This is a genomic window from Micromonospora parathelypteridis, assembly GCF_014201145.1.
Classification (GTDB): Bacteria; Actinomycetota; Actinomycetes; order Mycobacteriales; family Micromonosporaceae; genus Micromonospora; species Micromonospora parathelypteridis.
This window is the reverse complement of record NZ_JACHDP010000001.1, coordinates 4,413,050-4,440,037: the sequence shown is the minus strand read 5'-3', so window position 1 is coordinate 4,440,037 and position 26,988 is coordinate 4,413,050. Positions and strand designations below refer to the sequence as shown.

At 69.1% G+C, this 26,988-nt stretch carries 23 protein-coding genes and 3 tRNA genes; 12 read left to right on the top strand and 14 right to left on the bottom strand.

The annotated features are described in order from the left end of the window. Positions 1-38: 38 nt before the first annotated feature. The 3 genes from HNR20_RS20040 to HNR20_RS20030 form a co-directional block, all read right to left on the bottom strand. A complete protein-coding gene (locus HNR20_RS20040) occupies positions 39-2,258 on the bottom strand; it encodes a M6 family metallopeptidase (protein WP_184182067.1) in 2,220 nt (739 codons plus the stop codon). Between the two features lie 237 nt (positions 2,259-2,495). Then, positions 2,496-3,503: a zinc-binding alcohol dehydrogenase family protein gene (locus tag HNR20_RS20035; RefSeq protein WP_229687448.1), complete on the bottom strand. Its 1,008-nt coding sequence runs from the start codon at positions 3,501-3,503 to the stop codon at positions 2,496-2,498. Positions 3,504-3,561: 58 nt separating this feature from the next. Continuing rightward, positions 3,562-3,951, bottom strand: a complete 390-nt coding sequence (locus tag HNR20_RS20030) for a hypothetical protein (protein WP_184182063.1) — start codon at positions 3,949-3,951, stop codon at positions 3,562-3,564. A 79-nt stretch (positions 3,952-4,030) separates the two neighbouring features. Between HNR20_RS20030 and HNR20_RS20025 the strand changes: the two genes are divergently transcribed. From HNR20_RS20025 to HNR20_RS20000, 6 genes are all read left to right on the top strand, one after another. After that, complete coding sequence (locus HNR20_RS20025) at positions 4,031-4,492, top strand: MarR family winged helix-turn-helix transcriptional regulator (RefSeq protein ID WP_184182061.1); 462 nt, start codon at positions 4,031-4,033, stop codon at positions 4,490-4,492. A gap of 48 nt (positions 4,493-4,540) precedes the next feature. Then, on the top strand, positions 4,541-5,320 hold the full coding sequence (locus tag HNR20_RS20020; protein ID WP_229687447.1) for a hypothetical protein: 780 nt from the start codon (positions 4,541-4,543) through the stop codon (positions 5,318-5,320). A gap of 138 nt (positions 5,321-5,458) precedes the next feature. Then, positions 5,459-6,649: a DUF1996 domain-containing protein gene (locus HNR20_RS20015; RefSeq protein ID WP_184182059.1), complete on the top strand. Its 1,191-nt coding sequence runs from the start codon at positions 5,459-5,461 to the stop codon at positions 6,647-6,649. A gap of 31 nt (positions 6,650-6,680) precedes the next feature. After that, a complete protein-coding gene (locus HNR20_RS20010) occupies positions 6,681-7,079 on the top strand; it encodes a nuclear transport factor 2 family protein (RefSeq protein ID WP_184182057.1) in 399 nt (132 codons plus the stop codon). A 348-nt stretch (positions 7,080-7,427) separates the two neighbouring features. After that, the gene (locus tag HNR20_RS20005; protein ID WP_308425495.1) at positions 7,428-7,961 is read left to right on the top strand and encodes a DUF6585 family protein; all 534 of its coding nucleotides are present in this window, start codon (positions 7,428-7,430) and stop codon (positions 7,959-7,961) included. Between the two features lie 359 nt (positions 7,962-8,320). Next, complete coding sequence (locus HNR20_RS20000; RefSeq protein WP_221309861.1) at positions 8,321-8,518, top strand: excisionase family DNA-binding protein; 198 nt, start codon at positions 8,321-8,323, stop codon at positions 8,516-8,518. A gap of 26 nt (positions 8,519-8,544) precedes the next feature. Here HNR20_RS20000 and HNR20_RS19995 read toward each other — a convergent pair. Together HNR20_RS19995 and HNR20_RS19990 are read right to left on the bottom strand one after the other, a co-directional pair. Further along, a tRNA-Lys gene (locus HNR20_RS19995) sits at positions 8,545-8,620 on the bottom strand. A gap of 92 nt (positions 8,621-8,712) precedes the next feature. Then, positions 8,713-9,009 (bottom strand): DUF6582 domain-containing protein, encoded by a 297-nt coding sequence (locus HNR20_RS19990; RefSeq protein WP_184182053.1) that lies wholly within the window; start codon positions 9,007-9,009, stop codon positions 8,713-8,715. 362 nt (positions 9,010-9,371) lie between these two features. Between HNR20_RS19990 and HNR20_RS19985 the strand changes: the two genes are divergently transcribed. The 3 genes from HNR20_RS19985 to HNR20_RS19975 are packed head-to-tail and all read left to right on the top strand — an operon-like array spanning position 9,372 to position 12,885. Continuing rightward, positions 9,372-9,974, top strand: a complete 603-nt coding sequence (locus tag HNR20_RS19985; protein WP_184182051.1) for a DUF4956 domain-containing protein — start codon at positions 9,372-9,374, stop codon at positions 9,972-9,974. After that, on the top strand, positions 9,971-10,792 hold the full coding sequence (locus HNR20_RS19980; protein ID WP_184182049.1) for a polyphosphate polymerase domain-containing protein: 822 nt from the start codon (positions 9,971-9,973) through the stop codon (positions 10,790-10,792). Before HNR20_RS19985 ends, HNR20_RS19980 begins: the two co-directional genes overlap by 4 nt. Then, a complete protein-coding gene (locus tag HNR20_RS19975; RefSeq protein WP_184182047.1) occupies positions 10,783-12,885 on the top strand; it encodes a CotH kinase family protein in 2,103 nt (700 codons plus the stop codon). The genes HNR20_RS19980 and HNR20_RS19975 overlap by 10 nt, the downstream gene beginning before the upstream one ends. A gap of 82 nt (positions 12,886-12,967) precedes the next feature. Here the strand turns inward: HNR20_RS19975 and HNR20_RS19970 are convergent, their stop codons facing one another. The 5 genes from HNR20_RS19970 to HNR20_RS19950 form a co-directional block, all read right to left on the bottom strand. Beyond that, positions 12,968-15,952 carry a glycoside hydrolase family 3 protein gene (locus HNR20_RS19970; RefSeq protein ID WP_184182039.1) on the bottom strand — a complete coding sequence of 995 codons (2,985 nt, stop codon included), beginning with the start codon at positions 15,950-15,952 and terminating at the stop codon, positions 12,968-12,970. A gap of 224 nt (positions 15,953-16,176) precedes the next feature. Next, positions 16,177-17,877, bottom strand: a complete 1,701-nt coding sequence (locus tag HNR20_RS19965) for a peptidase M16 family protein (protein WP_221309860.1) — start codon at positions 17,875-17,877, stop codon at positions 16,177-16,179. Continuing rightward, the gene (locus HNR20_RS19960; RefSeq protein ID WP_184182037.1) at positions 17,871-18,812 is read right to left on the bottom strand and encodes a hypothetical protein; all 942 of its coding nucleotides are present in this window, start codon (positions 18,810-18,812) and stop codon (positions 17,871-17,873) included. Before HNR20_RS19960 ends, HNR20_RS19965 begins: the two co-directional genes overlap by 7 nt. 86 nt (positions 18,813-18,898) lie before the next feature. Beyond that, positions 18,899-19,468, bottom strand: a complete 570-nt coding sequence (locus tag HNR20_RS19955) for a kinase (protein WP_184182035.1) — start codon at positions 19,466-19,468, stop codon at positions 18,899-18,901. A gap of 153 nt (positions 19,469-19,621) precedes the next feature. Next, positions 19,622-19,697, bottom strand: a tRNA-Lys gene (locus HNR20_RS19950). A 188-nt stretch (positions 19,698-19,885) separates the two neighbouring features. Here HNR20_RS19950 and HNR20_RS19945 point away from each other — a divergent pair. Together HNR20_RS19945 and HNR20_RS19940 are read left to right on the top strand one after the other, a co-directional pair. After that, on the top strand, positions 19,886-21,157 hold the full coding sequence (locus tag HNR20_RS19945) for a L,D-transpeptidase (RefSeq protein WP_184182033.1): 1,272 nt from the start codon (positions 19,886-19,888) through the stop codon (positions 21,155-21,157). A gap of 249 nt (positions 21,158-21,406) precedes the next feature. Next, positions 21,407-22,696 carry a L,D-transpeptidase gene (locus tag HNR20_RS19940; RefSeq protein ID WP_184182031.1) on the top strand — a complete coding sequence of 430 codons (1,290 nt, stop codon included), beginning with the start codon at positions 21,407-21,409 and terminating at the stop codon, positions 22,694-22,696. A gap of 112 nt (positions 22,697-22,808) precedes the next feature. Here the strand turns inward: HNR20_RS19940 and HNR20_RS19935 are convergent. Together HNR20_RS19935 and orn are read right to left on the bottom strand one after the other, a co-directional pair. Then, positions 22,809-22,881 (bottom strand) — tRNA-His (locus HNR20_RS19935). A 112-nt stretch (positions 22,882-22,993) separates the two neighbouring features. After that, positions 22,994-23,584: an oligoribonuclease gene (gene orn / locus HNR20_RS19930; protein WP_091393455.1), complete on the bottom strand. Its 591-nt coding sequence runs from the start codon at positions 23,582-23,584 to the stop codon at positions 22,994-22,996. A 72-nt stretch (positions 23,585-23,656) separates the two neighbouring features. On the opposite strand from orn, the gene HNR20_RS19925 reads away from it, so the two are divergent. Beyond that, on the top strand, positions 23,657-24,955 hold the full coding sequence (locus HNR20_RS19925) for a glycosyltransferase family 87 protein (protein ID WP_184182029.1): 1,299 nt from the start codon (positions 23,657-23,659) through the stop codon (positions 24,953-24,955). A 32-nt stretch (positions 24,956-24,987) separates the two neighbouring features. Here HNR20_RS19925 and HNR20_RS32930 read toward each other — a convergent pair whose 3' ends face one another. Both HNR20_RS32930 and HNR20_RS19915 read right to left on the bottom strand, forming a co-directional pair. Continuing rightward, entirely contained in the window at positions 24,988-26,097 is a 1,110-nt protein-coding gene (locus HNR20_RS32930) for a hypothetical protein (RefSeq protein ID WP_373291118.1), read from the bottom strand. Positions 26,098-26,247: 150 nt separating this feature from the next. Beyond that, entirely contained in the window at positions 26,248-26,982 is a 735-nt protein-coding gene (locus tag HNR20_RS19915) for a YcnI family copper-binding membrane protein (protein ID WP_184182027.1), read from the bottom strand. Positions 26,983-26,988: the final 6 nt, after the last annotated feature.

Genomic DNA, 26,988 nt, shown 5'->3' with positions numbered 1-26,988 from the left:
GACTTCGACGGCGAGTGCCCCCGCGACCGGGGTGCGGGTCAGCTCAGCGAGCTGTTACCCCCCGGCTGCACCACGCCGTTCACGGTGAGCTTGTACGGGGCGTACTGCGCCACCTGCTCGGTCGGGTCGTCGTACGCCACGATGGCCACGACCTTGGGGAACGCGTCCAGCACCGCCAACTCCAGCTTGCCGATCGTCACCTCGGACTTGCCGTTGGACTCGAACTGCCAGGCGATCGAGTGCTTCTCGTCGATGCCGACGAGCCGCAGGTTCCAGTTCTTGACCGCGGTCGGCCGGATCTCCGTGGGCGAGTCGAACGGGGTCAGGCTGCTGCCGTCGCTGAGCGTCTTCCCACCGAGGGTGATGTCGTCGAGCAGCAGGCCGCCCTCGTTGACGCCACCGTCGCTGACGTAGCGGAAGCCGAGCAGCACGTTCTTTCCGGCGTACGCCGACAGGTCGTACGAACGGGCCTCGAAGCCGACGGTCGTACCGTTCAGCGCCGGGCCGAGCGGCCCCTCGACGGTGTGGTCGCCGGGGATCGCCGTGTACGTGGTGCCACCGTCGGTCGAGACCGTCACGTAGCCGTAGTCGAAGCCAAACTCGGCGCCGTACTTGGCGGCGAACCGCAGCGTCGGGTCGGTGGTCGGCACCGTGACCGAGGTGACGGCCGCCGAGTCCAGGCTGTTGGCGTTGCCGGAGAAGAGAACGGCGTTGCCCGGCCGGTCCGGGTCCTGGGTGGTGGTCGTCCATGCCAGCGGGAGGGCGGGCAGGGTCTTCGCACCCTGGAACTTCACCGAACGCAGGTCGCGGCCGCTGAGCAGCTTGCCCTTGGCCGCGCCCAACTGCACGTAGTCGGCACCGTTCGGCGCGACGCCCGGCGTACCGTTCGCCGTCGTGCTGGCCAGGTTGACGGTGGAGCGCAGGCTCGGCGTGGTCACCCGGCTCTTGGAGACACCGAGGGTGATCCCGAGCCGTGCGTCGCCGACGATCTTGTCCAGCAGCGTCATCGACTGGTAGTCGTGGATGACCTGGTAGACGTCGTGAACCTTGACGGTCTCCAGCTCGGCGTCCAGACTCGCGATGCCCTGCCGCTCACCATCGCGGTGCAGCCGCGACATGAAGTCGGCACCGTAACGGTCGTACAGGTACATCATGAACGAGTACGCGTTGCCGTAGTCGGCGAGCACCGCGTTCGGGTTGGGGCTCTCATCCCAGAGGGTCAGGGAGTTCTCCGGGCCACCACAGTCACGCGGGTTCGTGTTGTACGGCGTCTGCACGCTGCCGAACCCCTGGTAGCAGTAGAGGTGGCTCTCCGCGCCGCGGTCGAAGACCGTGGCCTTCGAGTCGCTGTAACCGGTCAGCGACATGGCGAAGTCGGACAGACCCTCGTTGATCCAGGTGGTCTCGAAGGGGTCGGTGTAGTAGTGCGCGAGGTGCTGCCACTCGTGGGCAAACGTGCCCTCGTAGCTGTTCGGCCGGGCGCCACGGCTGGTGCAGAGGTCGTCGGTCGGCTCGTCCGGCGGGTTCGGCGTCATGCGGTGCAGCCAGTCGAACGCGTCGATCGTCATCACGTTACGGTCGAGCAGCTCGTTGAACTGCGCGGAGAAGAACCCGGCGATGTAGGTCGGGGCGGCCGGGAACGTGTAGTAGTTGTCGTCCCGCACGTTGTCGACGAGCGTGACGGTCTTGTTGCCGGCACCGGTGTAGACGCCACCGTTGCCGTCGGCGTCCGGCCCGATCTGGGCGTTGCTGCCGTCCCGGTCCGGCGGGGTGCTGAAGGCCTTGGTCTCCTTCGGGTACATGTTCGTGTCGAACTCGTCGACGAGGTGCTTCACCTGCGCGTCGGTGACCTGCGTCGAGGACGGCACCTGGGCGCGGCAGTCACCGGCCGGGAACGACAGGTCGTTGGCGACCCAGACCTCGATGTGCTCACCGACCGCCCGCAGCGTGTAGTCCTTGCGGTAGACCGAGCCCTGGATGTCGTCGAGGCCGAGCCACTGACGGACCGTACCGACCGCCGGCGTCTCGGCCTCCTGCGCCTGCTTCCGCGCGCCCATCCGCGGCTGGTACCGCGGGGGCGTCTCGATCGGCCGGCCGTCCAGTGTGAAGTCCTTCCGAGTGAGCTCACGCATGTCACTCTGCGGCGCGGCCTTCGGAGCGGCGGCTTCCGCCGACGCCGGAGACGTCGCGGCGACGACGGTGAGAGCCGGTAGGACGAGGACGGCGGCGAGCGCCCCAGCCATGCGGGTGCGTGCCATGGAACCTCCTTCGGGTGGTTACCCGGTTCTCGCGAGTCCGGCCGGGGGTGCCCGGCCGCTCACGATGATCTTTAAACCAACGTCACGCTAGACCCGGTAGCCCTACCGCTGCGATGGCAAGATCAAGCGATAGATATCACGCAACTCGCACTATGATTCGTAACATTTAGATGCTCTAGGCAACTGTCGATCAGCCGGGCGGGCCTGAGTGGACACTCGACGGCTGGCGGTGCCGGGTCAGAAGCCAGCGAGAACGATCTTGCCGATGGTGGCCGATGTCTCGATCAACGCGTGAGCCTGGCGCAGGTTCGCGGCGTTGATCGGGCCGAGTTCGTTGGTGACGGTGGTGCGGAGGGTGCCGTCGTCGACCAGTCGGGCGGTCTGTTCGAGGATCTCGTGCTGGGTCGGGTCGGTCGGCAGGAACAACGGCCTGGTGAACATGAACTCCCAGTGCCAGGCGATGCTCTTCGACTTGAGCGGCAACAGGTCGAGCCCCGCCGGATCGTCGATGGCGGTGATCTGGCCGTTCGGCCGCACGACGCGCGCGAACTGTTCGACCTGGCCGTCCGAGAACGCGGTGAACAGGTAGTCGACGCCGGCAGGGGCCACGTCCAGGACCGCGTCGGCGAGACCGCCATGGTGGTCGACGACGTGGTGGGCGCCGAGGTCGGTGACCCACTGGCGTGTCTCGGGGCGTGACGCGGTGCCGATGACGGTCAGGCCGGTCAACGCGCGGGCAAGCTGCACGATCATGGAGCCCACGCCACCGGCGGCACCGACAACCAGGAGGGTGCCCGTGCTGTCCTTGCTGAGGGCGAACCGGTCGAAGAGCGTCTCCCAGGCGGTGATCGTGGTGAGCGGCAGCGCGGCCGCCTCCGCGTGGGTCAGGCTGGCCGGCTTGTGCCCGACGATGTGCTCGTCGACCAGATGGAACTGGGCATTGGTGCCCGGGCGGGCGATCGACCCGGCGTAGTAGACCTCGTCGCCGACGCGGAACCGGGTGACGCCCGGGCCGACAGCGCTCACGGTGCCGGCCGCGTCATAACCGAGAACCTTCAGCGCACCCTCGGGGTCACTGCCGGCCCGCACCTTCACGTCGACGGGGTTGACGGACACCGCCTCGATGCGTACCAGCAGATCGTGCGGACCCGGCGCCGGGACGTCGATCTCGGCATCGACGAGGCTCTCGGGGTTGTCGATGGGCAGGTTCCTGCGGTAACCCACCACCTGCATGCTGTCGGTCATGCTCTGAACGCTATCGCTGGCACGACCGTGGTCGGAGGAACCACGCACGTAGCGGGTTTCAGGCTGGTGCGGCGGTGGAGGGCGCTTCGCGGAAGTGGAGCACGACCACGACGGCCAGGATGACGATGGCGAGCGGGTCGAACACCAGCGAGATGAGGTTCATGTCGGCCCGCATCCCGCCATCGACGACGGTCAGGGCGAGAAAGGCTGTCTTGGTGATGATGGCGGTCACCGCCGCCGGCACTCTGGCCGGCCGGTAGAAGGCTCCCCAGATGATGGCCGCGCCAAGCGCCGCCTGCAGCACACCCCGGTGCTGGAGCAGCGCGGTAGTCATGGGGTCGGGATCAGCCAGCCCATAACTGCTCGCCAGAAGGCGCGGCCAGAACAGGGCCAGGGCCGGCGTTGCGGTGATCACGCCGACGATGGTGAAGATGACGCGCATCTTCATGCGACTCTCCAAAGTAGGGCCGGCTGCCTGATCGTCAGCTTAGCTGATAATCAGGCGAGCGGAAGACTAGGCTACGGGGATGCGCTCATCCGAAGCCATCTCTTCCACCACCGGGTACCTCCTGCTGAAGCTGGCCGGCCTGGCCAGCGCCCGGATGGAACAGGCGCTCCTGCCGCTCCGCCTACGCGGCCGGGACCTGCGGGTACTGGCCTTCGTCCAGGACGGCGAGCTGACCCAGCGCGACCTGTGCCGGCAGACCGGACTCGACCGCACCACGATGGTCGCGGTCATCGACGAGCTGGAGCGCAACGGCTACGTCCGGCGTGATCGCAGCCCCAGCGACCGCCGCAAACAGTTCATCAGCGTCACCACGGCCGGCGGCACCGCGCTGTCGGAAGCCCTCGCGGCGGTACGTCGGACCGAGGACGACTTCCTCGCTCCCCTACGCGAGGACGAACGGCTCCAGCTTCACCACCAGTTGTCCCTGCTCTACACGGCACACGATCCCCAGTGCCGCACCGACCAGACGCCGGCAGGATGAGTACGAGCACTCATCCCGCCGCTACCGTCGGCCGGCATGCTCGACGCCATGTCTCCTCACCGCACCCGTCGACGCCTCGGCTCCACAGCTCTGGTCTGCGCTGCGGTGGCGGTCTGTCTGTTGTCGGCCGGATGCTCGGAGTACCGCGACGGCGACTCGATGGCACGAAACGACGCCGCGGCCGAAGCAGAGTCCCTGAACGAGAGCCTCGGTCATCGCAGTCGGGTGCGGGATGCCGAGTACATCGCCGCGACCGAGATCCTCGACGCGGCCGAGGGCGGCACGTCGAACGTCAGACGTGAGCCGCTGGCCTGGTCCGGCCGAACCGGCGGCGACGAGCAGGCCAGCATCGACGTCCGGTTCGTGGCGACGGTGGAGGAGGACAGCGGGGCCACCTTCGGCGACCTCGGCAACTCTGCCGGCCAGGCCACGCGGTGCTACCGCTACCTGTTGCAGCTCTATCGCTACACATCGTTCGGGGAGATCGACTGCCCGTCCGTGGTGACCCCTCCGGTGCCCACCGCCGCGCCGTTTCCAACGCTGCCCGACGATGCGCGCGACCGTCTCACCGCCGCGCTGCGCACCGCCACACCCGACACCCTCGCGGGCGCGGTGCGGGCGGCTTTTCCCGAGAAGCACGTCACCGTCGACACGACCACTCACGACAATGCCCTCGTCGCCGCGGTGGGCGTTCCCGCCGAGCGGGACTGCCTCCTGCTGGTCCGAACACCCGGCGGCGGCATCCAGGCACCGGGGTACGACCCGGTCTGGCTGGAGCCGGGCGAGATGGGGTGCAGGACCGGGCTGTACGTCTCGCCACCGCGCTAGACGAGGAGCACTCCACGCCGACAGCCCACGTACTTTAAGGATGGTTTAAAGACCTTCCGAGTACGCGCGGAAAGTGCCTACCATTCGGCGGCCGTGGCCATTCGGGTCCGCCTGTCGTCTGCTCGTTGGGAGTGACCCGTGTCGTACGCCTCGTTCCGGGAAGCGGACGCGAGCCCGCCGCCCTCCCCTCCCGGCCGGGTCGCCCGCAACAGGTTGGGCATCGCCGCCACCGTGGTCGCGGTGCTCGTCATCGCGGCCGGCGGTGTGTACCTGGCCAACGCTGCCACCGAGCCCAAGCCGTCGAATGCGGCCAACGCCCTCGAAGAGCCGTCGCCGTCGGCCGCGCCGACGGAGTCGCCCAGCACGATGCCGTCGCCGTCGACGTCGACGGCACCATCGCCGCGAGCGAAGCCGTCGACCGCTGCGACGCCGAAGATCCCCGTGACCGGCTGGGTCCCCGTCGACGGCGCGGCCTGGAAGGCGCAGGTCAGCGCGTACAACGCTTTGAAGACCGACCCTGTCCCGGCCGGTGTCGGCAACCTCCCGGAGTTCCGGGCGGACTGCCAGTACAGCCACCGGCTGCCGGACGACCCGATCGTCGCCCCCGGCCTGCCGGGCGCCTCACACATGCACTCCTTCGTCGGCAACAAGGCGCTCGACGCGAACACCGTCGCCGGGGATCTGCAGAAGTTCACGGCCACCAGCTGCAAGCCCGCGCAGGACCACTCCGCCTACTGGGTGCCCACGCTCTACGACAACGCGACCGGCAAGCCGGTCGAGACCACGGGTTTCCGGGTCTACTACCGCTCGCTCGCCAAGAACTCGGCCGGCCAGATGCCCATGCCCAACGGCCTGCGCATGATCTCGGGCGACGCCAAGAAGAAGAAGCCGACACCGCGCGGTGCGACCGGCCAGTTCTACTGCGCCTTCTACGGCCCCGGTGACCTCGACGGCATCGCCCGCAGCACCAACGGCAACTGGCCCATCTGCGGTGGGGACGCGACGCTGCACTTCATGATGCAGTTCCCCGACTGCTGGGACGGCAAGCACCTGGACAGCCCCAACCACAAGGACCATGTGGCGTACGGCCGCGGCAACGCCTGCCCGACCAGCCACCCGGTCCGGATCCCGGCGATCACCTTCGACATCCAGTACCCGGCCAAGGGCACCCCGGCGGGTTACTACCTCTCCTCCGACAAGGAGGGCAAGAGCGCGTCGTCGATGCACGGCGACGCGTTCGTGATGTGGGACGTCAACACCATGAACAAGCGCACCAAGAACTGCGTCCAAGGGCGCAGGACCTGCGACAACTACGGTTACCAGAAGTAGCGGGCCGTTGTCTTCGGCGGAGGAGACGTTCATGCGGACACGCACGGCAGCCCGGCGCTGGGCCAGGACCTGGATCGACGCCTGGCCGGCTCAGGACGTCGACGCGATCGTGGCCCTGCAACGGGAGGACGGCGACCACTGGGCCTCCCTGTTCCGCCCGTACCGTGGCCGATCCGGCCTCCGGACCTATCTGGAGGAGTACTTCACCGAGGAGTCCCGCCCCGCCCAGGTGTGGTTCGCTGAGCCGCAGGTCGATGGCGACGCCGCAGTCGTGGAGTACTGGGCGCTGGTCGACGTCAAGGACCAACCCCTGACCATTTCCGGATGTACGGTGCTGCGCTTCGACGAGGCGGGCCTCGTGGCCGAGGCCCGCGACTACTCGCACGTGCAGGAAGGCCACCACTCGCCGCCGGCCGGCCTGTTCGAGTGACGGACGCGGTGCAACCGGGTCGCGTGAGTCCATCTGCTCGCGGCTCCGGCCCGATTCAGTCGAGTAAGCGTCCCAGTCAGTCCACCCGACAACGGGTTCGTCCACAGCGCCCGAGCACCCAACGGTGCCCATCGTGGCGGTGGGTGGCCGGCGCAGGCGCGGTCGAAACGACCCGGCCCGTCCGGCTGGTTCGCAGCCAAACTAACCGCAAATTGAATCGTCGACCTGAACACGGATGGCGACCAAGCCACCGACGATGCCGCCAACGGGCGACTCACCTAGTGCTACCCATGTGTATTCCAGCTAGGGTGCAAGAGCGACCGTTCCCATCTACCCCCTGCGCAGGCCATGTCGATTGATACCCCCGGCGAAGCAGTTGCGGCGCTGGCACGGCGCCTAGAACTCGGCCGATTCGAGCGGCGGGTGCTCCGCCGGCCCGGCCTCCCTGGGATGGTGTTCTGCTGTGTGGTTCTGATCGTCACCGCGAACTTCCTCGTCAACGGTCCGTATAACGCCCTGACCGTCACCGGGATGACGCTGGCTCTGCTGAGCGTCGCCGCCTGGGTGTACGTGTGGTTCCGGCGGACACGCGGCGGGCTCTACGTCTTCACTGGCGGCTTCGTCGATGCCGCTGGCCGCCGCCTAGTCGGCGTGCGGTGGACCGACGTGGTGTCCATCAGCACCGAGGAAACCTCGTACGCGGTGAACTCGCTGCCGGCCGGCACGACCCTGCACTACACGCTGGAGCTGCGGCGTCCGCCGCGCCCGGAGACCGTTGACTGGACCCTCAACACCACCTACGTCGACGTGGATCAACTGGCCGGCCTGATCTCCCGCCGCGCCGGTGTTCCGATCACCACCGTGAGCCCACCCGGTCGCTGACGACCTCGACCGGCTGTGGCACCAGCTGCGAATCACGCCGTGCAACGAGCGGTGCGCCAACTGGCTCCTGTATGGCGTTTAGCACGCCCGCGTCTGGGTCCGCAAACTTCCTCGGCATCAGCACTGGCACCGACGACGGCGACCCCGCCGGCCCTCACCAACCGGCCACCTACGCCTGAGGGCTGGCCCGCCCGGATGACCCGGATATCCCGCCGCTGCAACGCCGGCTCCTGCGCGCCCTGTCCCAGCGGGCGCAACGCCGGTCCGCCCTGCTCGGCAGCAGACAAGGTGACACAGGACGACGCCCCCGATATCTCTGCAAGCCCTGACGCCACCTCCAGCAACGGGAGGAACTGACTGTGGACACGTCGAAGAGCGTCGGCAACTGGCTGACGATTGACCAGGTGGCCGAAATGCTGAGCGTCTCGTACTGGACGGTGGATCGGCTCATCAGAGCGCGGGAACTCACGGGTGTGCGGATCGGGCGCGCTCGTCGCCTGGGTTACCTGTTCGATGCCGGACGCAGGGTTCACCAAATGGCCTCAGGGCCGGTCTAACCGACCTGCCCTGAGGATGTTACTGCTGGTGCGCCGCCAGGGACTCGAACCCCGAACCCGCGGATTAAGAGTCCGCTGCTCTGCCAGTTGAGCTAGCGGCGCTCGCTGACAACGACGAGCACGCTAACACGTCTCCGATCCGGCTTTCGGACCCCGTCCCGGGGCCAAGCCGGGTCAGCTCCGCGGTGGCCTGCTCAGTGGGCGGGGTTCGGCGTGTGCGGCAATTTACCGAGTTGGTGCCAGTCCGTCTCCGCGACGTCGACGCCGTAATGAGCCGCAGCGGCCAGGATGTTCTGGAAGGCCAGGTCGCGGTCCTTGTCGGTGACGCCCTGCACCTGGTCGAAGCGGGCGATGGCATTGCGGACGTGGCCCGCATCGGTCATCGGCTCCTTGCGTTTGTCGGGAAACGCGAAAACGCTCTCCGGCAACTCGCGCTTGTCCTTGTCCGACAGGCCGCCGTGCTTCTCGTGGGGCTTCCAGGTTGATTTCATCGCCCACCATTACCCACTTGCTGTCCGGTCGCACCCCGCCGACCTCACCGCACCCCTCCTGACGTCGCCGGGGCAGTCGGCCGCGCGGGGTCGGGAACGTCGAGCACCAGCGAGTCGCAACACGTCAGATGAATCTCGAAACTTCCGGAAGTTTCGGTGGCTCGCGCGGCATGACGCATCCCGTTGGGTGAATCGCCGCCCCACCAGTCTCCAGACATCCCCATGTCAGTGGCACAACATCCTGGCGGCGGCACCCCGGAGGCATCGCCTTACATTGACACGTTCCGATGCCATGCTTACAGTCACCTCTGAGATACCGAAAGTTTACCGAAAATTAGTCCGGCTCAGGAGGAACCTCAGCGATGTCGCAGCTCGTCCTGTTCGCCATCGACATCTGCGCGGTGGCGCTGCTCGTCTTCGGGCTCTACTTCCCTCGGCACCGCAGGCGCGACCTGGTCGTCGCCTACCTGGGCGTCAACGTCGGCGTCCTCGCGGTGGCGAGCGCGCTGAGCGCAAGCGACGTCGGTGCCGGGCTCGGGCTGGGGCTCGCGCTGTTCGGGGTGCTCTCCATCATCCGACTGCGGTCGACGGAGCTGGACCAGCACGAGGTCGCGTACTACTTCTCCGCTCTCGCGCTGGGCATTCTCGGCGCGCTCAGCACCACCTCGGTCTGGCTCAGCGGTGGCCTGATGGCGCTCATCGTCGCGGTGATGTTCGTCGGCGACCACCGGCGGCTGCTCCGGCACTACCGACACCAGATCATGGTGCTCGACTCCGCCGTCACCGATCAGGTCGCTCTCGTCGCCCAGCTGGAGCAACTGCTCAACGCCCGGGTGCACACCGCCACCGTCCAGCGTCTCGACATGGTCAACGAGACCACCGTGGTCGACGTCCGATACTCGGTCGCCGGGCGCGGCACGGCAGCCGGCACCAGCAGGCCGGCACGGGCCGGAGCGGTCCGATGACCCCGTCGCCGCTGGCGGGGCTCGCCCCGATTTCACTCGCCGAGCTGATCGACCGGGCAGCGCTGCTGTGCAGGGTGGACCGCAAGTACGTGATCGCCGTGGACGAGCTGCCGCACCTGCTGGATCAGCTCATCCCGTACGCCCGGGTGCTGGACATCGACGGTGAGCGCGCCTTCCGGTACGAGTCGGTGTACTTCGACACGCCCTGCCTGGCCAGCTACCACTGCGCGGCGTACCGGCGGCGCAGGCGCTTCAAGGTACGGACCCGTACCTACCTCGACTCGGCCCAGTGCTGGCTGGAGGTGAAGATCAGCGGGGCGCGCGGGCGGGTCACCAAGCACCGACTGCCGTATCTCGCCGAGGACCGCCGCACCGTCCGGTCCGGACGCGCGTTCGTGGACGAGGCGCTCGTCCGGGAGTCGATCCTGTCCGACCTCACCGCCAGCCCGCTTGAGCCGGTGCTGGTCACCAACTACCGCCGCAGCACTCTGCTGCTGCCTGCGACCGCGAGTCGCGTCACCATCGACACCGGGCTCACCTGGCAGCACGGTGACCGCACGCTGCGACTGCCCGGCATCGCCGTGGTCGAGACCAAGACCAGTTCGGCGCCTTCGCTTGTCGACCGCGTGCTGTGGCAGCGCGGGACCCGACCGGTACGCATCTCGAAGTACGCCACCGGTCTCGCGGCTCTCCGCCTGGATCTACCGGACGTGCCGTGGCGGCGGACGCTGCGCCGCCATTTCCGCGCCAACCCGTCCTACGGGATTCCGGCGTTGACCCTTCCCACCCGATCAGAACAGGAGGCATCATGCGCCTGACCATCCGCAACACCGGTCTCCCGGTGGCGGCCCTGCGTGCCGCCGGGATCGCCGCCGCCAGCGTGTTCGTCGCAGGCCTCCTCGTGGTGGGCTCGCCACAGGCCGGCGCCGAGCCCGTCACCGAAGACCTCACCGGCGTCTCGGCCGCCGATGCCCTCGCCGCACCAACCGCGGCCGACGACCTGGTCGGCGACATCACCTTCTCGGTGCCCAGCGGCACCTTCCAGGGGGAGGTGGCCGTGACGTTGAGCAGCACGGTCAACGGCGCGCAGATCCGCTACACCACCAACGGGCAGCCGCCCACCGCCCAGTCGTCGCTCTATGCGGGCTCGGCGCTGCGCTTCACCCGCACCACCCAGTTGCGGGCACAGGCGTTCGTCGGCCAGACAGCGACGGGTGCGCCCGGCACCGCCATGTACGCCGCCCAGAACGTCACCACCGCCCACGACCTGCCGGTGGTGCTGATCGACTCGTACGGTGCCGGACGGCCCGACCGCGAGTACTTCGACGCCACAACCATGATCTTCGAGCCGACCGGCGGCGGCACCACGTCGCTGGCGGCCACCCCGACGGTCAGCACCCGGGCGGGATTCCGGCTGCGCGGCAACTCGTCCGCGACGTTCGAGAAGACGCCGTTCCGCGTCGAGTTCTGGGACAACGATGACGACGACGCCGACCACCCGGTGCTGGGCATGCCGGCCGACTCCGACTGGGTGTTGCGCGGCCCGTTCACCGACAAGGCGCTGATCCGGGAGGCGCTCGTCTACGACCTCGGGCGGGACATGGGGCTGCCCGCTCCGCGCTACGCGTTCGCCGAGTTCTACCTCAACACGGATGCCGCCCCGGTGGGCGCCGGCGACTACATGGGCGTCTACATGATCGTGGAGACGATCAAGAACTCCAAGGACCGCCTCGACCTCAAACAGTTGGACCCCGAGGACGTGACCCTGCCCAAGATCCAGGGCGGGTACATCTGGAAGTTCGAGTGGATGGCGGCCGAGGAGCCGACGTTGCCGTGCACCGGACCGGCGGCCACCTGCTGGAACTATCTCGAGGTCGTCGACCCGTCACCGCTGCAACCGCAACAGCGGGACTGGCTGCGCGGTCACATCCAGGAGTTCAACGACGTGCTGCGGGCGTCGAACTTCGCCGACCCGAGCACCGGTTACCGCAAGTACATCGACGTCGACTCCTTCGTCGACCTCATGATCGTCAACGAGCTGAGCCGGGAGATGGACTCGTACGTCCGTAGCTCCCACTTCTACAAGGATCGCGACAGCAAGATCTTCGCTGGGCCCCTGTGGGACTTCGACCTCAGCTTCGGCGTCGGGGGATTCTTCGCCAACGACCAGGTGTCGGGCTGGCAGTACCAGCAGACCCGGCAGCCGTCGGCCAACGACTGGTTCGTCCAGTTGATGCGGGATCCCGCGTTCGTCAACCAGGCCCGATCGCGCTGGCAGACGCTGCGCCGCGGCCTGCTCTCCGACACCGCGCTACAGGCTCGGATCAATGCCCTCGCCACCCCGCTGACCAACGCGGCCCAGCGCAATTTCCAACGCTGGCCCAACCTGACGGCACCGATGGTCAGCTTCTTCCGTACCCCGACCTCGCCCACCTGGCAGGGCCAGGTCCAGGTCATGCGGGACTGGATGCTGCGCCGCGCCGCCTGGCTGGACTCCACCGCCGGCTGGGGCGGATCCGTCACCACGCCACCGCCCACGCCGTCGCCCACTCCGACGACCCCGCCGCCCTCCCCGACCACGCCGCCGCCGCCGACCACACCGCCACCAGCGGCCGGCTGCACGGCAACGTACGCGGTGACCAGCCAGTGGTCCGGCGGCTTCCAGGGCGAGGTACGGGTCACCGCCGGGACCTCGGCGATCAGGGGTTGGACCGTGACGTGGACCTTCCCCAACGGGCAGAGCGTCACCCAGACATGGAACGCGACCGTCACGAGTCAGGGGTCCACGGTCACCGCCCGCAATGTCGCCTACAACGGTGCCCTCGGCGCGGGCTCCAGCACGACGTTCGGATTCCTCGGCTCGTCCACCGGCACGCCCAGCACACCCACGCTGACCTGCACGGCGAGCTGACGAAGCCAAGCCGGCGCACCGTGCCGATCTCGGCACAAGCCCCGGGGCCGGGTCGACTGCCGACCCGGCCCCGGGGCCCCGCTCACCTGATGGAGAAGTCGGCCAGCCGCAGCGCGGAGTCGAACACCAGGTACACGTCGTGGGTGCCGCCGGCCCGGGCCAGTTCGGCGCTGACGCTGACGTACCGGTAGTCGTCGCCGCTGCTGGGCACGGTGGCCGTACCGAGCAACCGGCCGGTGGGCGAGCCCAGTCGGACCTGGATCGTGCCGGCGTCCGCGCCGGCCTTGGCGACCTTCGCGGTGAAGGTGTGCGCGCCGGGGCGCAGGGCGGACCCGGCGAACGAGATCCACTGACCGGAAGCGGTGGCACCGACGGCCGTACCCCGGACCTTCGTCTCGTCGACCAGCCGGACCCCCGCGTACCGGTCGAAGTTCTCCGCCCGGGTGGTCCGGGACAGGTCCCGGGCCGGGATCGTCTCACCGCGCACCGCGACCGCCGTCCGGGCCCGGATATCGTCGGCGGACGCGCCCACCAGCAGGTCGTAGGTGGACGACTCGACCACCCAGCGGCTGCGGGTGACGTCCCAGTGCGCCAGGTCGGCGGCGGGCAGTCGCAGCGTCACGGTCCGGGTCTGCCCGGGTGCCAGTTCGACCCGCTGGAACGCCTTGAGCGCTCGGATCGGCGTCTTGTCCCGCGAGGTGCGCTGGTGGGTGTAGAGCTGGACCACCTCGGACCCGGCCCGGCTGCCGGTGTTGGTCACGTCGACGCTGACCGCGATGGTGCCGTCGGGCGCGACCGACTGGGCGGTGGTGCGGGGCTGGCCGTACCGGAACCGGGTGTACGACAGCCCGTAGCCGAACGGATAGAGCGGCTTCGCGGTGTTGTACAGGTAGGTCTGGCCGGACGTGATGATGTCGTACTCCAGCAGGTCCGGCGGCAACTGCCCGTCCGAGCGGTACCAGGTCTGGGTGAGCCGGCCGGACGGGTTGCGGTCACCGAACAGGACGTCGGCGACGGCGTGCCCGGTTTCGGCCCCCGCGTGGGTGGTCCAGACGATGGCCGGCACGTGCTCCTGCTCCCATCCGATGGTGACCGGGTAGCTGGTCTGAAGCACGAGCACGGTGCGTGGGTTGGCCTTGACGACCGCCTTGACCAGCGCTTCCTGGCCGGCGCTCAACGCCGTGGAGGTCCGGTCGTGCGCCTCGCGCCCGTTGATGAACGGGTTGCTGCCGACGACCAGGACGGCCGTGTCGGCGGCCTTGGCCGCGGCGACTGCCCGGTCGAGCCCGCTGCTGATGACCTCGCGACTGAAGTGGGTCGCGTCGGCCGCGGTCGACGCGCCGAGTTTGAGGGCGCCGTCGGCGCCAACCGTGACGTACGTGTCGGCGCCGAACCAGCTCTCCTTGGTCTCGTAGCCGACGTAGCGCAGCACCACGCTGCCGTCGGCCTGCGGCTCCAGCTTGAACTGCTGCTGCACGTACCAGCCGTTCGGCTGCTCGTCGCGGGTGAGGAACGGCCCCCAGTTGTAGCCGAGGTAACGGCCGTTGGCGGCGTTGCGCAGCGTCACCACGTCCTGGCCCCAGTCCACCACGTCGAACTGAGCGGCGAGGGACGCGCTGACACCGGTGGCCGCGACCGGGTCGGCGTCGGTGGTGCCGGTGGCCGTGACGTACCGGCCGGTCGCCGGGTCCTTCAGGGCGATCCGGTCCGCCCCGTCGAGCCCGCTGACGCTCGCCGAGCTGCCCAACCGCTCGCGGATGCCGTCGAGCGCGGTCACCTGATACGGCAGGTCGCCGCCGTACCAGTCGGAGTAGAGGGTGTCGGCCAGCGGCCCGAGCACGGCCACCTTGCGGGTCCGGGCCGGGTCCAACGGAAGGGCCTGCCGGGAGTTCTTCAGCAACACCATCGCCTCGCCCGCGGCCTGCCGGGCCAGCCGCTGATGTTCGGGGCTGTTGATGACGTCCGGGGTGATGCCGCCGTACCGGCCGCCGCCCGGGTCGAACTCGCCCAACCGGAACCGCACGTTCAGGATTTCCCGGATTCGCGCGTCGACATCCTGCTCGGTGAGCAGACCGGTCGCCAGCGCCTGCTTGATGGCGGTGATGGTCGGCTGCGCGTTGGTGTCGTCGGTGATGAAGCTGTTGAGGCCGGCCTTGACGATCGCGGCGTTCCCCTCGGCCTGGGTGGCGTAGTACCCCTGCGAGGCGACGAGGTTGTTCGGCGCCCAGGCGTCCGTGACGTTCATCAGCGGTTGGTCGGTCCAGTCGCGTACCACCGTGGCGAGATCCGGATCCACAGTGGCAGGACGGCCGTTGACCAGGTTGTACGCGGCCATCACCCCGGTCGCCGCGTCGGCGGCGATGGCCGGCTCGAACGCGGCCCGGTCGTACTCGTTGAGCACCCGAGGCGGCACGTTCGACGAGGTCACGTCACGCCGCACCTCGTTGTTGTAGGCCAGGTAGTGCTTCAGGGTCGGTGCGGTCTTCAGATGGTCGGGATCTCCGCCGGTCATCCCCGAGCCGTACGCGGTGGAGATCGCGGCGGTGAGCACCGGGTCCTCGGAGTAGCCCTCCTCGTTGCGGCCCCACCGGGGGTCGCGCAGCAGGTTGACCACCGGCGCCCAGAGGTTGAGACCCCACACTCGGGGGTTCTGCGCGTGGTAGCCGCGTGCCTCGTCACCGACCGCCGAACCCACCTGCCGGATCAGGTCGGTGTTCCAGGTGCTTGCCATGCCCACCGGCTGAGGGAAGACGGTTCCGCGGGCCTTCACCACCGCGCCGTTGTTGTCGATGTCGGTCGACCAGGCCACCCCGTGCAACGCCTCGGTGCCGGTCTTGAACAGGCCGATGCCCAGCCGGGGAATGGCCGGCTGGTACTGGTGCAGCCACGAGATCTTCTCGTCCTGGGTGAGCCGCCCGAGCAGGTCGTCGACCCGGGCGTCCACGGGCAGGTGTGGATTTCGGAACGGGTAGGTGGGGTCGGCGAGCGCCGTGCCGGGAACGGCCGGTAGGGCCAGCAGGGCGAGCGCGAGCGCGGTGATTCCGCGCCGGAGGCGCCAGTTCCGCATGCGGTTCTCCTCATGTCGTACGACAGGCGCCCAGCGGGCACCGAGGCCGGCGTGACCAGGCTCGACACCCGGCTGACGGGCCTGAACGACGGATCGTCGAAGCGCTTCGACGATCCGGCCGCGTCACCACGGCCATGACTGGGGTGATCCGCGCAACTATAGACGTCCGCCGATTGATGACGCCACCGGCGGACGGAACACTGGCTCCTAGAAAAGTCGATGAGTCATGCTTCGGTCCATTGCGCACGAAGCTTGCGAGCGAAGTAGCCGGCGGCAATCCATGCACCGATGGCGGGGAGCGGGCGCAGCGCCGTAGCCCCGACGGCCATGGCGATCGACACGGCCAGGGCCACGCCACCCATCACCACGGCGAGGACGGCGAAGACCCCGAGGGTCACCTTCTGCTTGACGTCCAACTGTCGTACCCGAACGAGAGGTGCCTGGGTCCCCGTCGTCCCCGGCCGTCCGAGGTGAGGAATGTGACCCGGGTCCCGAGCGGGCATGGCGATACGCCGCTGAGCGGGGACCCGGGCATCGATGGCGGCGGTATCCACGCCGAGATAGATCGTGGGCTCGATCCGTACCGAGACAGCGTCGTTGCCGACCATCAGGCGCCCGCCATCGGGATAGGCGAGCAGCGCGGCGCAGTTGTCGAACCGTACCGTCGTCGCTTGCCGGTCCGGGTTCACTCGGCTGACGTGCTCCAGACCCACCGTGAGTCGTTCCGCGGGATCGGCGCCAGAGGCATGGTGCTTGTCACCCGCGGCGGGTGCCGGCGCAGCGGTCGACCCGGTCGGCGCGGCCGTGAAACCGGCCCACTCCGCCGTGGCGCCGAAGGGCGTCATGAGCAACGCCGACTCCAGCGCCTCGGCAGCCGCCTCCCTGACCGCCGCGGCGTCGATCGCTTTCAGCTCGCGGACGAGTTGGTCACGGTCCAGGACCGGCTGGTTGGTCAGTAGTTGGAACGCGACGCTGGGAAGGCGGGCAGCGTCGGCGTCGTCACCTTCGAGAGCGGCGGTCGCCCGATTCACCACCGACGCGACGTCGTCCTCGTCGATCCGACCCACCCGCAGCTCGGCCAGGACGTCCAGAAATCCGCCGAGCACCGCGCCCTGCTTGCCGGGCAGCGCGTCCGCGAGGGCGCTGAGCACGGCGAATCCGTCGCCACGTGAGTCGTAGTTGGTGGCAGCCGTATACGACAGGCCGGCTTCCTGACGCAGCGCGCGGAAGAGCCGGCGCTCCAGCACCCCGGCGAGCACCCTCCCCGCCGGGCGATCACGGATCACCGCGTCGAGCGCCGTCGCGTGTGAGCTGCCCGCGAAGAACGCCGGCGTGCTGGGCAGCGCCGACGACGGCGAGGGTACGGCGTGGCGGACGCCGTCCGGCAGGTCGAGTTTCAGCCCGGCGGGAAGCTCCGCACCGGCGAACCACAGGACCGCGTTACCCCTGGTGAAATACCGCGCGGCCCACTCGCGCAGGTCGCTCGCGGTGACGTTGTGCAGGCCCCACTGGGGAAAGCTGACCAGGCCGTGGTCACGGGCTCCGTAGCGCCACAGCGGCATCTCATCGAGAGGACCGGTGACACGACCGCCCTCCTCGGTCGACACGATGGACTTCTCGATCTCGATCCGCGCGTCGTCGAGGTTCTGCACGGACCGGCAGACGCTGGCGAGGAAGTCGGTGACGGCATCGACCGGGCCCTGGAGGTGAAAGTGGGTGACGACCTGCCCCGTCGAGCCGTTGTAGTGGTAATCCGCCTGGCCGAGCGGGTGTAGTACCAGATGTTCGAGCAGGTGGGTGATGCCTCGTCTGGCGAGCGTCTCGTCAGCTTGGCCGACCCGGAACAGCAGACCGGCCCGGGCGGGGCCGCTCGTGTGGGCGACGACGGAGGGGACGCCGTCCACCTCGGTCCGCTCGATCACCACAACCGCCACTTCCGCATTGCCCGGGCGCGGTGCTCCTGGAAGACGTCGACCGGGTCGCCGAAATATCTCCAGGGCATCTCGCTGACCAGGTTCCCGGTCGCCTCGAACAGCGGCCGAGCGGTCTTGCGATCGCCGATCAGGCCGAACAGCAGGGCGAACGAGTGGTGGACCTCAACCCATCCTGGGGTGCGCTGGAAGGCCGGGTGCAGGACCGTGCGCCCCAACGCCTCCTGAAGTTCGGCCACCACCTCCCGGCGACTGAGGTACGCCTGCCGGCCGCCGGGCAGCGACAACGCGTGCTCGAGGTGCGCCTCGGCGATCAGGACGGCGTTGTGGGCACCCTCGGGCGCCGCCGCGGCGCACTGCCGGGCAAATTCGTGCATGGCCTCGACCGACCCACCCCACTTCGGGCAGAGTCGCTGGAGAAGCTGGCTCTGCGCCGACAGGTGGTGCGGGTCTCGTGCGGCGACCTGCTCGTACCGCCTTCGGGTCTCTGCCTCCCCCATCTGAAGACCTCGGGCGATCACGAGGCGCACCGTCCACACCGCGGGGTCGCTGCCGTCGTGCGCCACGGAGTCCGCCGTCACCCGTTCCGCCTCGGCGAGCATCTCGTGGAAGCGCTTGAACTGCTCAGGACTGACGTCCTGTGCCATCTTGCGGGTTCGTACCAGCCACGCCTTCTCGGTGAGCCGGTCGGCGAGCATCGCCGCTGCGGCGGTGTCCGCCGGGTCGGCCTTGACGACGGACTCCAGGAAGCCGGTCGGGGCCTTTTGTGACACGGCGCGGATCGCCCGGGTTCGGGCGTCACCCTCACAGGCGGCGAGCTGGTCGCGTACGGCGGGCCAGTCACCTGCGCGCACCGCCTCACGCAGCGGCGCCAGCTCCGGGTTGGCAACGACCGGGTCCGTCGTGAGGGTAGTCGGCGAGACGATCATGGGCGGCATCCTACGAGATCAACATCCCCGTCGTGGTACCCAAAAACAGCACCGTGAGCTCGTCAGGACCACGCCGCGACTGGGCACTACGGGACGATCGGGAGCACGTCGTCGTCCCGCCCTGTTTGCGGTAGTCCGGCGGCTGCGGCGATGGCCTCGACGGCTTCCTCCAGCGCGACGGTCTCTGGGAGGACGAGTTCGCCGGGCCAGCCGAGGACGTCGTGGGCGGCGTACCAGCCGCTCATGTGCTCGGCGGTGAACTCGCTGACCTGCGGACGCGTGAGGTGCCGGCTCAGGGTCTCGGGCAGGGAAACGTCGAGATAGCAGAACAGTGACCGCCCCCGGTGGCCGTCCCACAGACCCGTCAAGATGCTCCGGTAACGGCTGGTGTGCAGGATGCCCTCCAGCACCACGTGGTAGCCGTGGTCGAGCGCGAAACGCACGGTCTGTTCGATCAACGCCGGCGCCGCCCAGCCGGGACGGTCCCGCTCGCGCAGCACGATGCGACGCAGGTAGTCCTGCTCTACCAACGCACAACCCCGGCCGTGCCGACGCCGCAACTCTCTGGCGATGCTGCTCTTACCCGAACCGGAGTTGCCTCGAATGCAGACGAGGACCGTTTCCGGGCTGCCGGTCGGTACGGAGTCGGCGGCCACGCGCTCCCCCGCAGTCAGTCGTTGCGCACGATCAGTTTGAGGGCGTCGAGGGCCAACCGGGTGGGGTGCTGACGCTGACGGGTTGCGGCTGTTGCTGGCGTCGAAACGACATCTGGGCACCCACCCATGAAGGGAAGATGCCCAGATTATTGCTGGTGCGCCGCCAGGGACTCGAACCCCGAACCCGCGGATTAAGAGTCCGCTGCTCTGCCAGTTGAGCTAGCGGCGCTCGTTCGGCAACGGAGAGAACATTAGCACCCGCCCGAGTCGGGCTCCAATTCGGTTACCCGACTCCACCCTTCGGTCGAGCTTTGCGGGCAAGAGGGCACAAAACCACCATCGCGCTCAAGACAGGGGGGTGAGTTGCGGCGTTGATGCGGCACGATGTCCGCCAGGTACGCGAGAACAGAGGTGGGGATGACACGGTTCACGCGAGCCGGGGCGGTGCTGGGCGCTCTGACTCTGGTGGCGTCGCTGGCACTGACCGGGTGCGGCGACAAGCAGAAGAAGCCGGAATTCGTCGGCGGGGCGTCCTCAGACACGAGCGCCGCACCAGACTCGTCCGCGCCCTCGGCACCGGGCACGCCAAGCGCGCAGAGCGGGCCCACGCTCACCCTGAGCCCGGCCGACGGCACGAACAACCGGCCGGTGAGCACGGAGATCAGCGCGAAGCTCCCGGACGGCGGGAAGGTCTCCGCCGTCACCCTGACGGCGGACGGCGGGGGCGCGGTGGAGGGCAAGCTGCGCACCGACGGTTCCGCCTGGGTGCCGTCCGCCCCGCTGAAGTACGGCACCCGCTACACCGCCTCGGTGACGGCGAGCGCTGCCGACGGCACGAGCAGCCAGGGCACGAGCAGCTTCACCACGATGGCCAAGCCGAAGTCGACTGTTGGTTCCGGCCTGTACCTCTTCGACGACAAGAGCTACGGGGTGGCCATGCCGGTGGTCACCGAGTTCCACCCGGGGATTCCGAAGAAGGACCGGGCGGCGGTGCAGAAGCGGATGTTCGTCCGCACCGACCCGCCGCAGCCGGGGGCGTGGCACTGGGTCGACAACGGCACGCAGGCCTACTACCGGGCACCCGAGTACTGGAAGCCCGGCACCACCATCACGGTGCGGATCGCGCTGGCTGGCATACCGCTGAGCAACGGCAAGTACGGCGACGTCGACCGGAAGGCCACCGCCAAGATCGGGCGGTCCTTCGAGATGAAGGTCGACAACGCCAACAAGAAGATGACGGTGTACGAGAACGGCGCGCTGGTGCGCACCATTCCGGTGAGCCTCGGCAAGAAGAGCACGCCGTCGTCCAGCGGCACGATGGTCGTGATGGAGAAGAAGGAAGCCACGACCTTCGACACCCGCGACGACCCGGACCCGGCCAACCGCTACGTCACCGACATCGAGTTCGCCCAGCGGCTCACCTGGGGTGGCGAGTACATCCACGCCGCCCCCTGGTCGGAGCACGTGCAGGGGCGCCAGAACGTCTCGCACGGCTGCGTGAACGTGTCCATGGCGAACGCCCGGTGGCTGTTCGACAAGACGAGGATCGGTGACCCGATCACGATCAAGGGCACCGAGCGCCGGCTCGCCGCCGGCAACGGCTGGACGGCGTGGAGCCAGAGCTGGTCGCAGTTCATCAAGGGCAGCGCACTGCCCGTGCCGAGTGGCGGGGCCGGCCCGGCGCTCTGAGCCGTCGGCCATTTCGCGCCGGCCCTGCCGATGGCCGGGCCGGCGCGTACCCTTGCACTCCCGCGACGCGACGCTGCCGCGGCGACCCCTCAGCCCCGGTACGGAGACGAGCCACGCTCACGAAACGCCGGATAGTAGCAAAATTCCGGCACGACGGTCGGCGTGTTTCGGTTCACCCTCGGCAACCGGGGCCGGCTCTGGCGCGTCAGTAGGAGACGATGGGGCAGCGACCACGACTGTGAGGGAATCATGCGAGCTAGCCAGGACCAGCTGATCAGGCCCGGTGGGCGACGCCGCGTGTTCGCGGCGGGGCTCCTCGCCGTGGCGCTGGCCTTCACCTCCGCCTGCACCGACGGCGACGGCGGCAAGCCGTCCTCGTGGCACGGGGGCGGGGAGAGCCCGGCACCGAAGGCGGCGGCGACCATCAGCGAGCCGGCGACCGACGCCAAGGACGTGCCAGCGTCCACCGGCATCACCTTCACCACGAAGGACGCCGTGAAGACCACCGTCGACCTCAAGGACGCGACCGGCAAGGCGATCGAGGGCACCCTCGCCGCGGATGGCAAGACGTGGCTGCCGGCCGGCGCGCTGGCGTATGGCACGAGCTACACGGCGACCGTGACCGCCACCGGCGACGACGATCGTCCGGCCACCGCGACCAGCACCTTCACCACCATGGCCAAGCCGGCCAATCAGGTACGGGTGAGCAGCTTCCTCGGTGACAACCAGGTGGTCGGGGTCGGAATGCCGCTGATCGTGAAGTTCAGCCGGGCCATCCCGGAGGACTACCGCGACGACGTGCAGCGCCGGATGACGGTGACCTCGACACCGGCCCAGGAGGGCATCTGGCACTGGGTCAGCCCCACCGAGATCCGGTACCGGCCGAAGGAGTTCTGGAAGGCCGACAGCAAGGTCTCCTACCGGGTGCAGGCTGGTGGCCTGCCGATGGGTGCGGGCTGGTACGGCCGCGCCGACCTCGCGGTGGACATCAAGATCGGCGCGTCGGTGATCATGACGGTGGACAACAAGACCAAGCGGATGACGGTGACCCGCAACGGCGCCGTGGTCAAGACCATCCCGGTCAGCCTCGGCAAGAAGGCCACTCCCTCGTCCAGCGGGACGATGGTGGTGATCGAGAAGCTGCGCAAGACCGTCTTCGACACGATGGAGGAGCTGGGCCCCGAGGAGGGCTACCGCACCAAGATCGACTTTGCGCAGCGGCTCACCTGGGGTGGCGAGTTCATCCACGCCGCGCCCTGGTCCGAGGGCCAGCAGGGCAGCGTGAACGTCTCGCACGGTTGCGTGAACGTGTCGATGGCCAACGGCGACTGGCTGTTCAAGAACACCCAGGTCGGCGACCCGATCACGGTCAAGGGCACCGAGCGCAGGCTGCAGAACGGCAACGGCTGGACCGACTGGAACATGAGCTGGGACGAGTACGTCAAGGGCAGCGCCCTCCCGTACGAGCAGCCGGCCGACCCGGACGCCACCCCGACCCCGGACGCCGCCGACACGCCGACACCCACCCCGACCGCCTGAGCGACCTGACGAAAGCCCCCTCCTCGGAGGGGGCTTTCGCGTAGCCCCTATCTCGCCCCCAAAACGACTCAGGCCCCCTCCGAGGAGGGGGCCTGAGCAGTGAAACCAACTGGGTGACTGATGGGAATTGAACCCACGACAACCGGGACCACAACCCGGTGCTCTGCCAACTGAGCTACAGCCACCATGCCTCCGTCGCCCGGTCGATCGCCCCGGGCGGGGTGCGGACCAATAATAGCCACACCGTCGCGCACCACGTCTAGCGGGTTCCCTGCTCCCCGGTGGCCGCTGCCCGGGTCAGAGTTCGGCGGCGATCGCCTTGGCGGTCTCGACGTCGGGGCCGGGCAGCGGGACGAAGACCGTGCGCCGGTAGTACTCCAATTCCCGGATGCTCTCCCGGATGTCGGCCAGCGCCCGGTGCGCGAGGCCCTTCTGCGGCTGGCCGAAGTACACCCGGGGGTACCAGCGACGGCAGAGTTCCTTGATCGACGAGACGTCGATCATCCGGTAGTGCAGGTGCGCGTCGAGGCGGGGCATGTCCCGGGCGATGAAGCCCCGGTCGGTGGCGATCGAGTTGCCGCAGAGCGGCGCCGTGCGCGGATCCTTGACGAAGGTGCGGACGTAGTCCAGGACCAGGTCTTCCGCCTCGGCGAGGGTGACCGCCGAACGACGGACCTCCTCGGTGAGGCCGGACTTGGCGTGCATCGTCTGGACGATCTCGGGCATCCCCTCCAGCGCCGCCTCATCGGCGTGGATCACCACGTCGACCCCGTCACCCAGCACGTTGAGGTCGGGATCGGTGACCAGTGCCGCAACCTCGATCAGCTTGTCCCTGCCGAGGTCCAGCCCGGTCATCTCACAGTCGATCCAAACGAGGAGATCAGCCACCGGGACAGCCTACGCGCAGCCCACGCCTCGCGGCTGCGCGCTCTCAGCGGACCAGCCCGCTAGGGTTTCGGGGTGCCAGCAGAACCCGTCGCACCGCCCGCCGTCACCGATGACGATCCCGGCGGCCGTACGGTCCGTCGCCTGGTCGCGGTGGTGGCCCTCATCGCCGTGCTGCCAGCGCTGTACCTGCCGGGCCTGAACCACAAGTTCCTCGACCTCAAGATCTACATGTCGGCGGTGGACTGGTGGCGCGCCGGCCACCCGCTCTACGACTACGTCCAACCCGACCGGGTGCAGGGCGAGTTGTACTTCACCTACCCGCCATTCAGCGCGCTGCTGCTGTGGCCGTTCGGGCTGCTGAAGCTGGGCGCCACTGTGACGATCTTCACGGTGCTCACCGTGCTGGCCGTGGTGCTGACCACCCGGTGGCTGGTGACACCGGTCATCGCCCGACACGATTTGCCGCGAGCGTTCACCCTGATCGCCGCCGTCCTGCTGGTGCTGGCGGTGGAGAGCACCCGCGAGACGATCACCTTCGGCCAGATCAACATGCTGCTGGTCGTACTCATCCTGGGCGACCTGCTGTACGCGGTGCCGCAGGCGCGGCGCTGGGCCGGGGTGGGCGTGGGGCTGGCGACGGCGCTGAAGCTCTTCCCCGGCATCTTCATCGTGTACCTGTTGGCGACCCGACGGTGGCGGGCCGCGGCGGTGGCCAGCGTGACCGCGGCGGCGGCGACCCTGCTCGCGGCGGCGGTCGCCCCGGGCGACTCGTGGCGGTTCTGGACCCACGAACTGTGGGCCACCGATCGGGTGGGGCGCACCGACTACGTCGGCAACCAGTCGCTGTTCGGCCTGCTCAGCCGGTTTACCGCGCCGGAGAAGCCGGACCGGCTGCTCTGGCTGCTGCTGGTCGCCGTGATCGCCGCCTACGGGCTGTGGCGGGCCGCCCGCGCGGCTCGGGCCGGCGACCTGTTGACGGGCCTGACGCTGACCGGGCTGGTCGGCTCCCTGGCGAGCCCGATCACCTGGACCCACCACATCTACTGGTTCGTGCCGGCCGTGGTGCTACTCGCGGACGCGGCGTTGAGTGCCAACCGCCCGGACGAGCTGCGCCGACGGTGGTGGTTGATCGGCCTCGCGCTGGGCACCGCCGCTCTGATCATCTACGGCGTGGTGACGTTCCAGGACTGGGGCACCGAACCGGTCCGCACCGAAGATCCGGTGGATTTCGTCAAGCAGAACGGCTACGTGCTGCTCAGTGTGCTGCTGCTGGCGGCCCTGCCGGTGCGCTCGACCACGGTGCGCCTGGGGCCGCTGCGCTCAAGCCGCCGTGAGGAAAAATCGCACCAAATGGACAGATCTCCCCAGTAGCCGCCATCGGCGCTAATCTGGCCTCATCTACCTCAAGCGTCGCTCGGGTAGCACCGATCCCCCGGTGAGGGTGGCCCTCCGCGTCGGCAGCGCGGAGGGCCACTCGCCGTTTCGTCCAACGCCACCGGCCGAACCGTGGTCTCCGCGCCGACCGGCGGCCAGGCGAGACTCAGCGTCGCCGCCGGCCGCCGGGGCAACCGGACCGGCGCGTCCAGGTCGGCGAGGGTGGCCGGCCGGCCCGACTCAGCGCCGATCGCCGACCGGGGCCGCTCCCCCGCGGCCGAACCGACCGAGGTGAGCTGTCGTACGGCCGGGAACCGCAAAGTCGACCCGGGATCCCGGGCACCCAGGCCACTCAGCGAGGTGACCCCGAGCCGCCCGGCGAGCACCGGCACCTGATCCGGCTCGACCACGAAGATCACCTCGCGCGGACGCAGCGGTCGCAGCAGGATCAGCAGAGCACACACCACCAGCAGGACACCCGTGGACAGCAGACCCCAGGTGGCCGGGCCGGTCCACCCTGCCCGCAACTCGGCGCGCAGGTCCAGGGCCAGGTCGGCGACCCCGTCGGGGCGCATCACCACCAGGCTCATCGGCTCGCCGGCCAGGTCGTCCGCACTCCACTCCAGCGAGCCGATCCCCTGGCGTGTCCACGACGCCCGCCCCAGCGGGCTGACCGGCGCAGCGGCGGCCGGGCTGCCACCAGCGGCCGGGATGCCAGCGGTAGGACCGGCCGGATCAGCCGAGCCGCCGGCAGTGGGACCGGCCGGGTCCAGCCGGACCGGCAGCGGGCCCCGGGCCAGCGTCAGCCGGCGGACCGAGGCGTGCGGCACCGACTCCAGCCAGCGGCTCACCTCGGCGGCGGGCGCCAGCCCGAGGAAGGCCGGACCGTCCGCGGTGCGGGCGTCCAGTCGCAGCAGGGTCTGGCCGGCACGCGTGAAGGGGGCGGCCTCCCGCAGCAACCGGTCGAGGTCGGTGACGACGACCGCGTGACCGGGGGTGCGAATCGTCTCGAAGCGGGCGGCGAACGCCCCATCGGGGCCGGCGTGTCGGGCTACCAGCCACAACGCGCCACCGGCGAGCAGCGCCGGAATCCCCACGACCAACAGCAGTACTCCGGCGATCGCCCGCACGAAACGCATTCGCACCGTCCCCTTCCGTAGCCAGATACCCGGCCGACCTTACCGACGTGGGCGCTCTGATCAGGGGATATCCACGGCACGGCCAGGTCTGACTGCGGGGAGCGCGCTGGCCCGCCGGATCGTCCCGGCGGGCCAGCGTGTGCGACGGGGTCAGGCCTTGACGACCGGCTCTCGGCGCGAACGGGCGAACGCCAGCCCACCCAGCACCAGGCCGGCCAGACCGGCGACGAGACCGGCCACACCGAGGCCGACCGCGAGCCCGTTGCCCTCGTCGTCCTTGGACGACGCGACGGCCGAGGCGGCAACGGTGGGTGCAGCCGAACCAGCTGGCGCCGCAGCGGGGGCCAGGGTGAGCACCGGGGCCGGGTGCTCCGGCTCCTCAGCACCCGGCGTCGGCGGCTCGATCCAGCGCGAGATGTTGCCGTCCGAGTAGGTCTGCAGGACCTTGAAGACCATCGTGTCGACCTGCGGCAGCGGCCCCATCGAGACGGGGAACTCCTGGAACTGACCCGGCTTCACCGCCGCATCGCCGGTGGCCGTCCAGGTGATCTTGGAGATCGCCTCGGTGAGCTGGCTGCCGTGCACGTCGATCGGCGGGTCCACCTTGCGCTTCTCCGTGGCCACCGTCCACCCGGGCACCGGCATGGTCGACACCGAGCCGACCGGGGCGTCCTCCGGCAGCGTCACCTCCAGCTTGGTGGTCGAGGCGCTGTCACTCTCGTTGGGCACCCGGAACGCCACCCGGGCGTAGCCGCCCTGGGTCGCCTCCTTCGGGTTCACCGTGACGTGAGCGGACGCCGGTCCGGCGAAGCCGAGCACAGCGGTGGCGGCGGCGGTGAACGCCAGGGCGGCAGCGGCGGTTGCGGTACGCCGGAATCGGGTCATGGCTCT

Excerpts from the sequence above, each read along its gene's own strand:
- HNR20_RS20020 (WP_229687447.1), top strand. The coding sequence starts at position 4,541 with ATGTCTCCTCACCGCACCCGTCGACGCCTCGGCTCCACAGCTCTGGTC.
- HNR20_RS19990 (WP_184182053.1), bottom strand. The coding sequence starts at position 9,009 with ATGAAATCAACCTGGAAGCCCCACGAGAAGCACGGCGGCCTGTCGGAC.
- HNR20_RS20030 (WP_184182063.1), bottom strand. The coding sequence starts at position 3,951 with ATGAAGATGCGCGTCATCTTCACCATCGTCGGCGTGATCACCGCAACG.
- HNR20_RS20035 (WP_229687448.1), bottom strand. The coding sequence starts at position 3,503 with ATGACCGACAGCATGCAGGTGGTGGGTTACCGCAGGAACCTGCCCATC.
- HNR20_RS19975 (WP_184182047.1), top strand. The coding sequence starts at position 10,783 with ATGCGCCTGACCATCCGCAACACCGGTCTCCCGGTGGCGGCCCTGCGT.
- HNR20_RS32930 (WP_373291118.1), bottom strand. The coding sequence starts at position 26,097 with ATGCGTTTCGTGCGGGCGATCGCCGGAGTACTGCTGTTGGTCGTGGGG.
- HNR20_RS20005 (WP_308425495.1), top strand. The coding sequence starts at position 7,428 with ATGTCGATTGATACCCCCGGCGAAGCAGTTGCGGCGCTGGCACGGCGC.
- HNR20_RS19980 (WP_184182049.1), top strand. The coding sequence starts at position 9,971 with ATGACCCCGTCGCCGCTGGCGGGGCTCGCCCCGATTTCACTCGCCGAG.
- HNR20_RS19940 (WP_184182031.1), top strand. The coding sequence starts at position 21,407 with ATGCGAGCTAGCCAGGACCAGCTGATCAGGCCCGGTGGGCGACGCCGC.
- HNR20_RS20010 (WP_184182057.1), top strand. The coding sequence starts at position 6,681 with ATGCGGACACGCACGGCAGCCCGGCGCTGGGCCAGGACCTGGATCGAC.
- HNR20_RS19960 (WP_184182037.1), bottom strand. The coding sequence starts at position 18,812 with ATGATCGTCTCGCCGACTACCCTCACGACGGACCCGGTCGTTGCCAAC.
- HNR20_RS19985 (WP_184182051.1), top strand. The coding sequence starts at position 9,372 with ATGTCGCAGCTCGTCCTGTTCGCCATCGACATCTGCGCGGTGGCGCTG.
- HNR20_RS19915 (WP_184182027.1), bottom strand. The coding sequence starts at position 26,982 with ATGACCCGATTCCGGCGTACCGCAACCGCCGCTGCCGCCCTGGCGTTC.
- HNR20_RS20040 (WP_184182067.1), bottom strand. The coding sequence starts at position 2,258 with ATGGCACGCACCCGCATGGCTGGGGCGCTCGCCGCCGTCCTCGTCCTA.
- HNR20_RS19945 (WP_184182033.1), top strand. The coding sequence starts at position 19,886 with ATGACACGGTTCACGCGAGCCGGGGCGGTGCTGGGCGCTCTGACTCTG.
- HNR20_RS20025 (WP_184182061.1), top strand. The coding sequence starts at position 4,031 with ATGCGCTCATCCGAAGCCATCTCTTCCACCACCGGGTACCTCCTGCTG.
- HNR20_RS19970 (WP_184182039.1), bottom strand. The coding sequence starts at position 15,952 with ATGCGGAACTGGCGCCTCCGGCGCGGAATCACCGCGCTCGCGCTCGCC.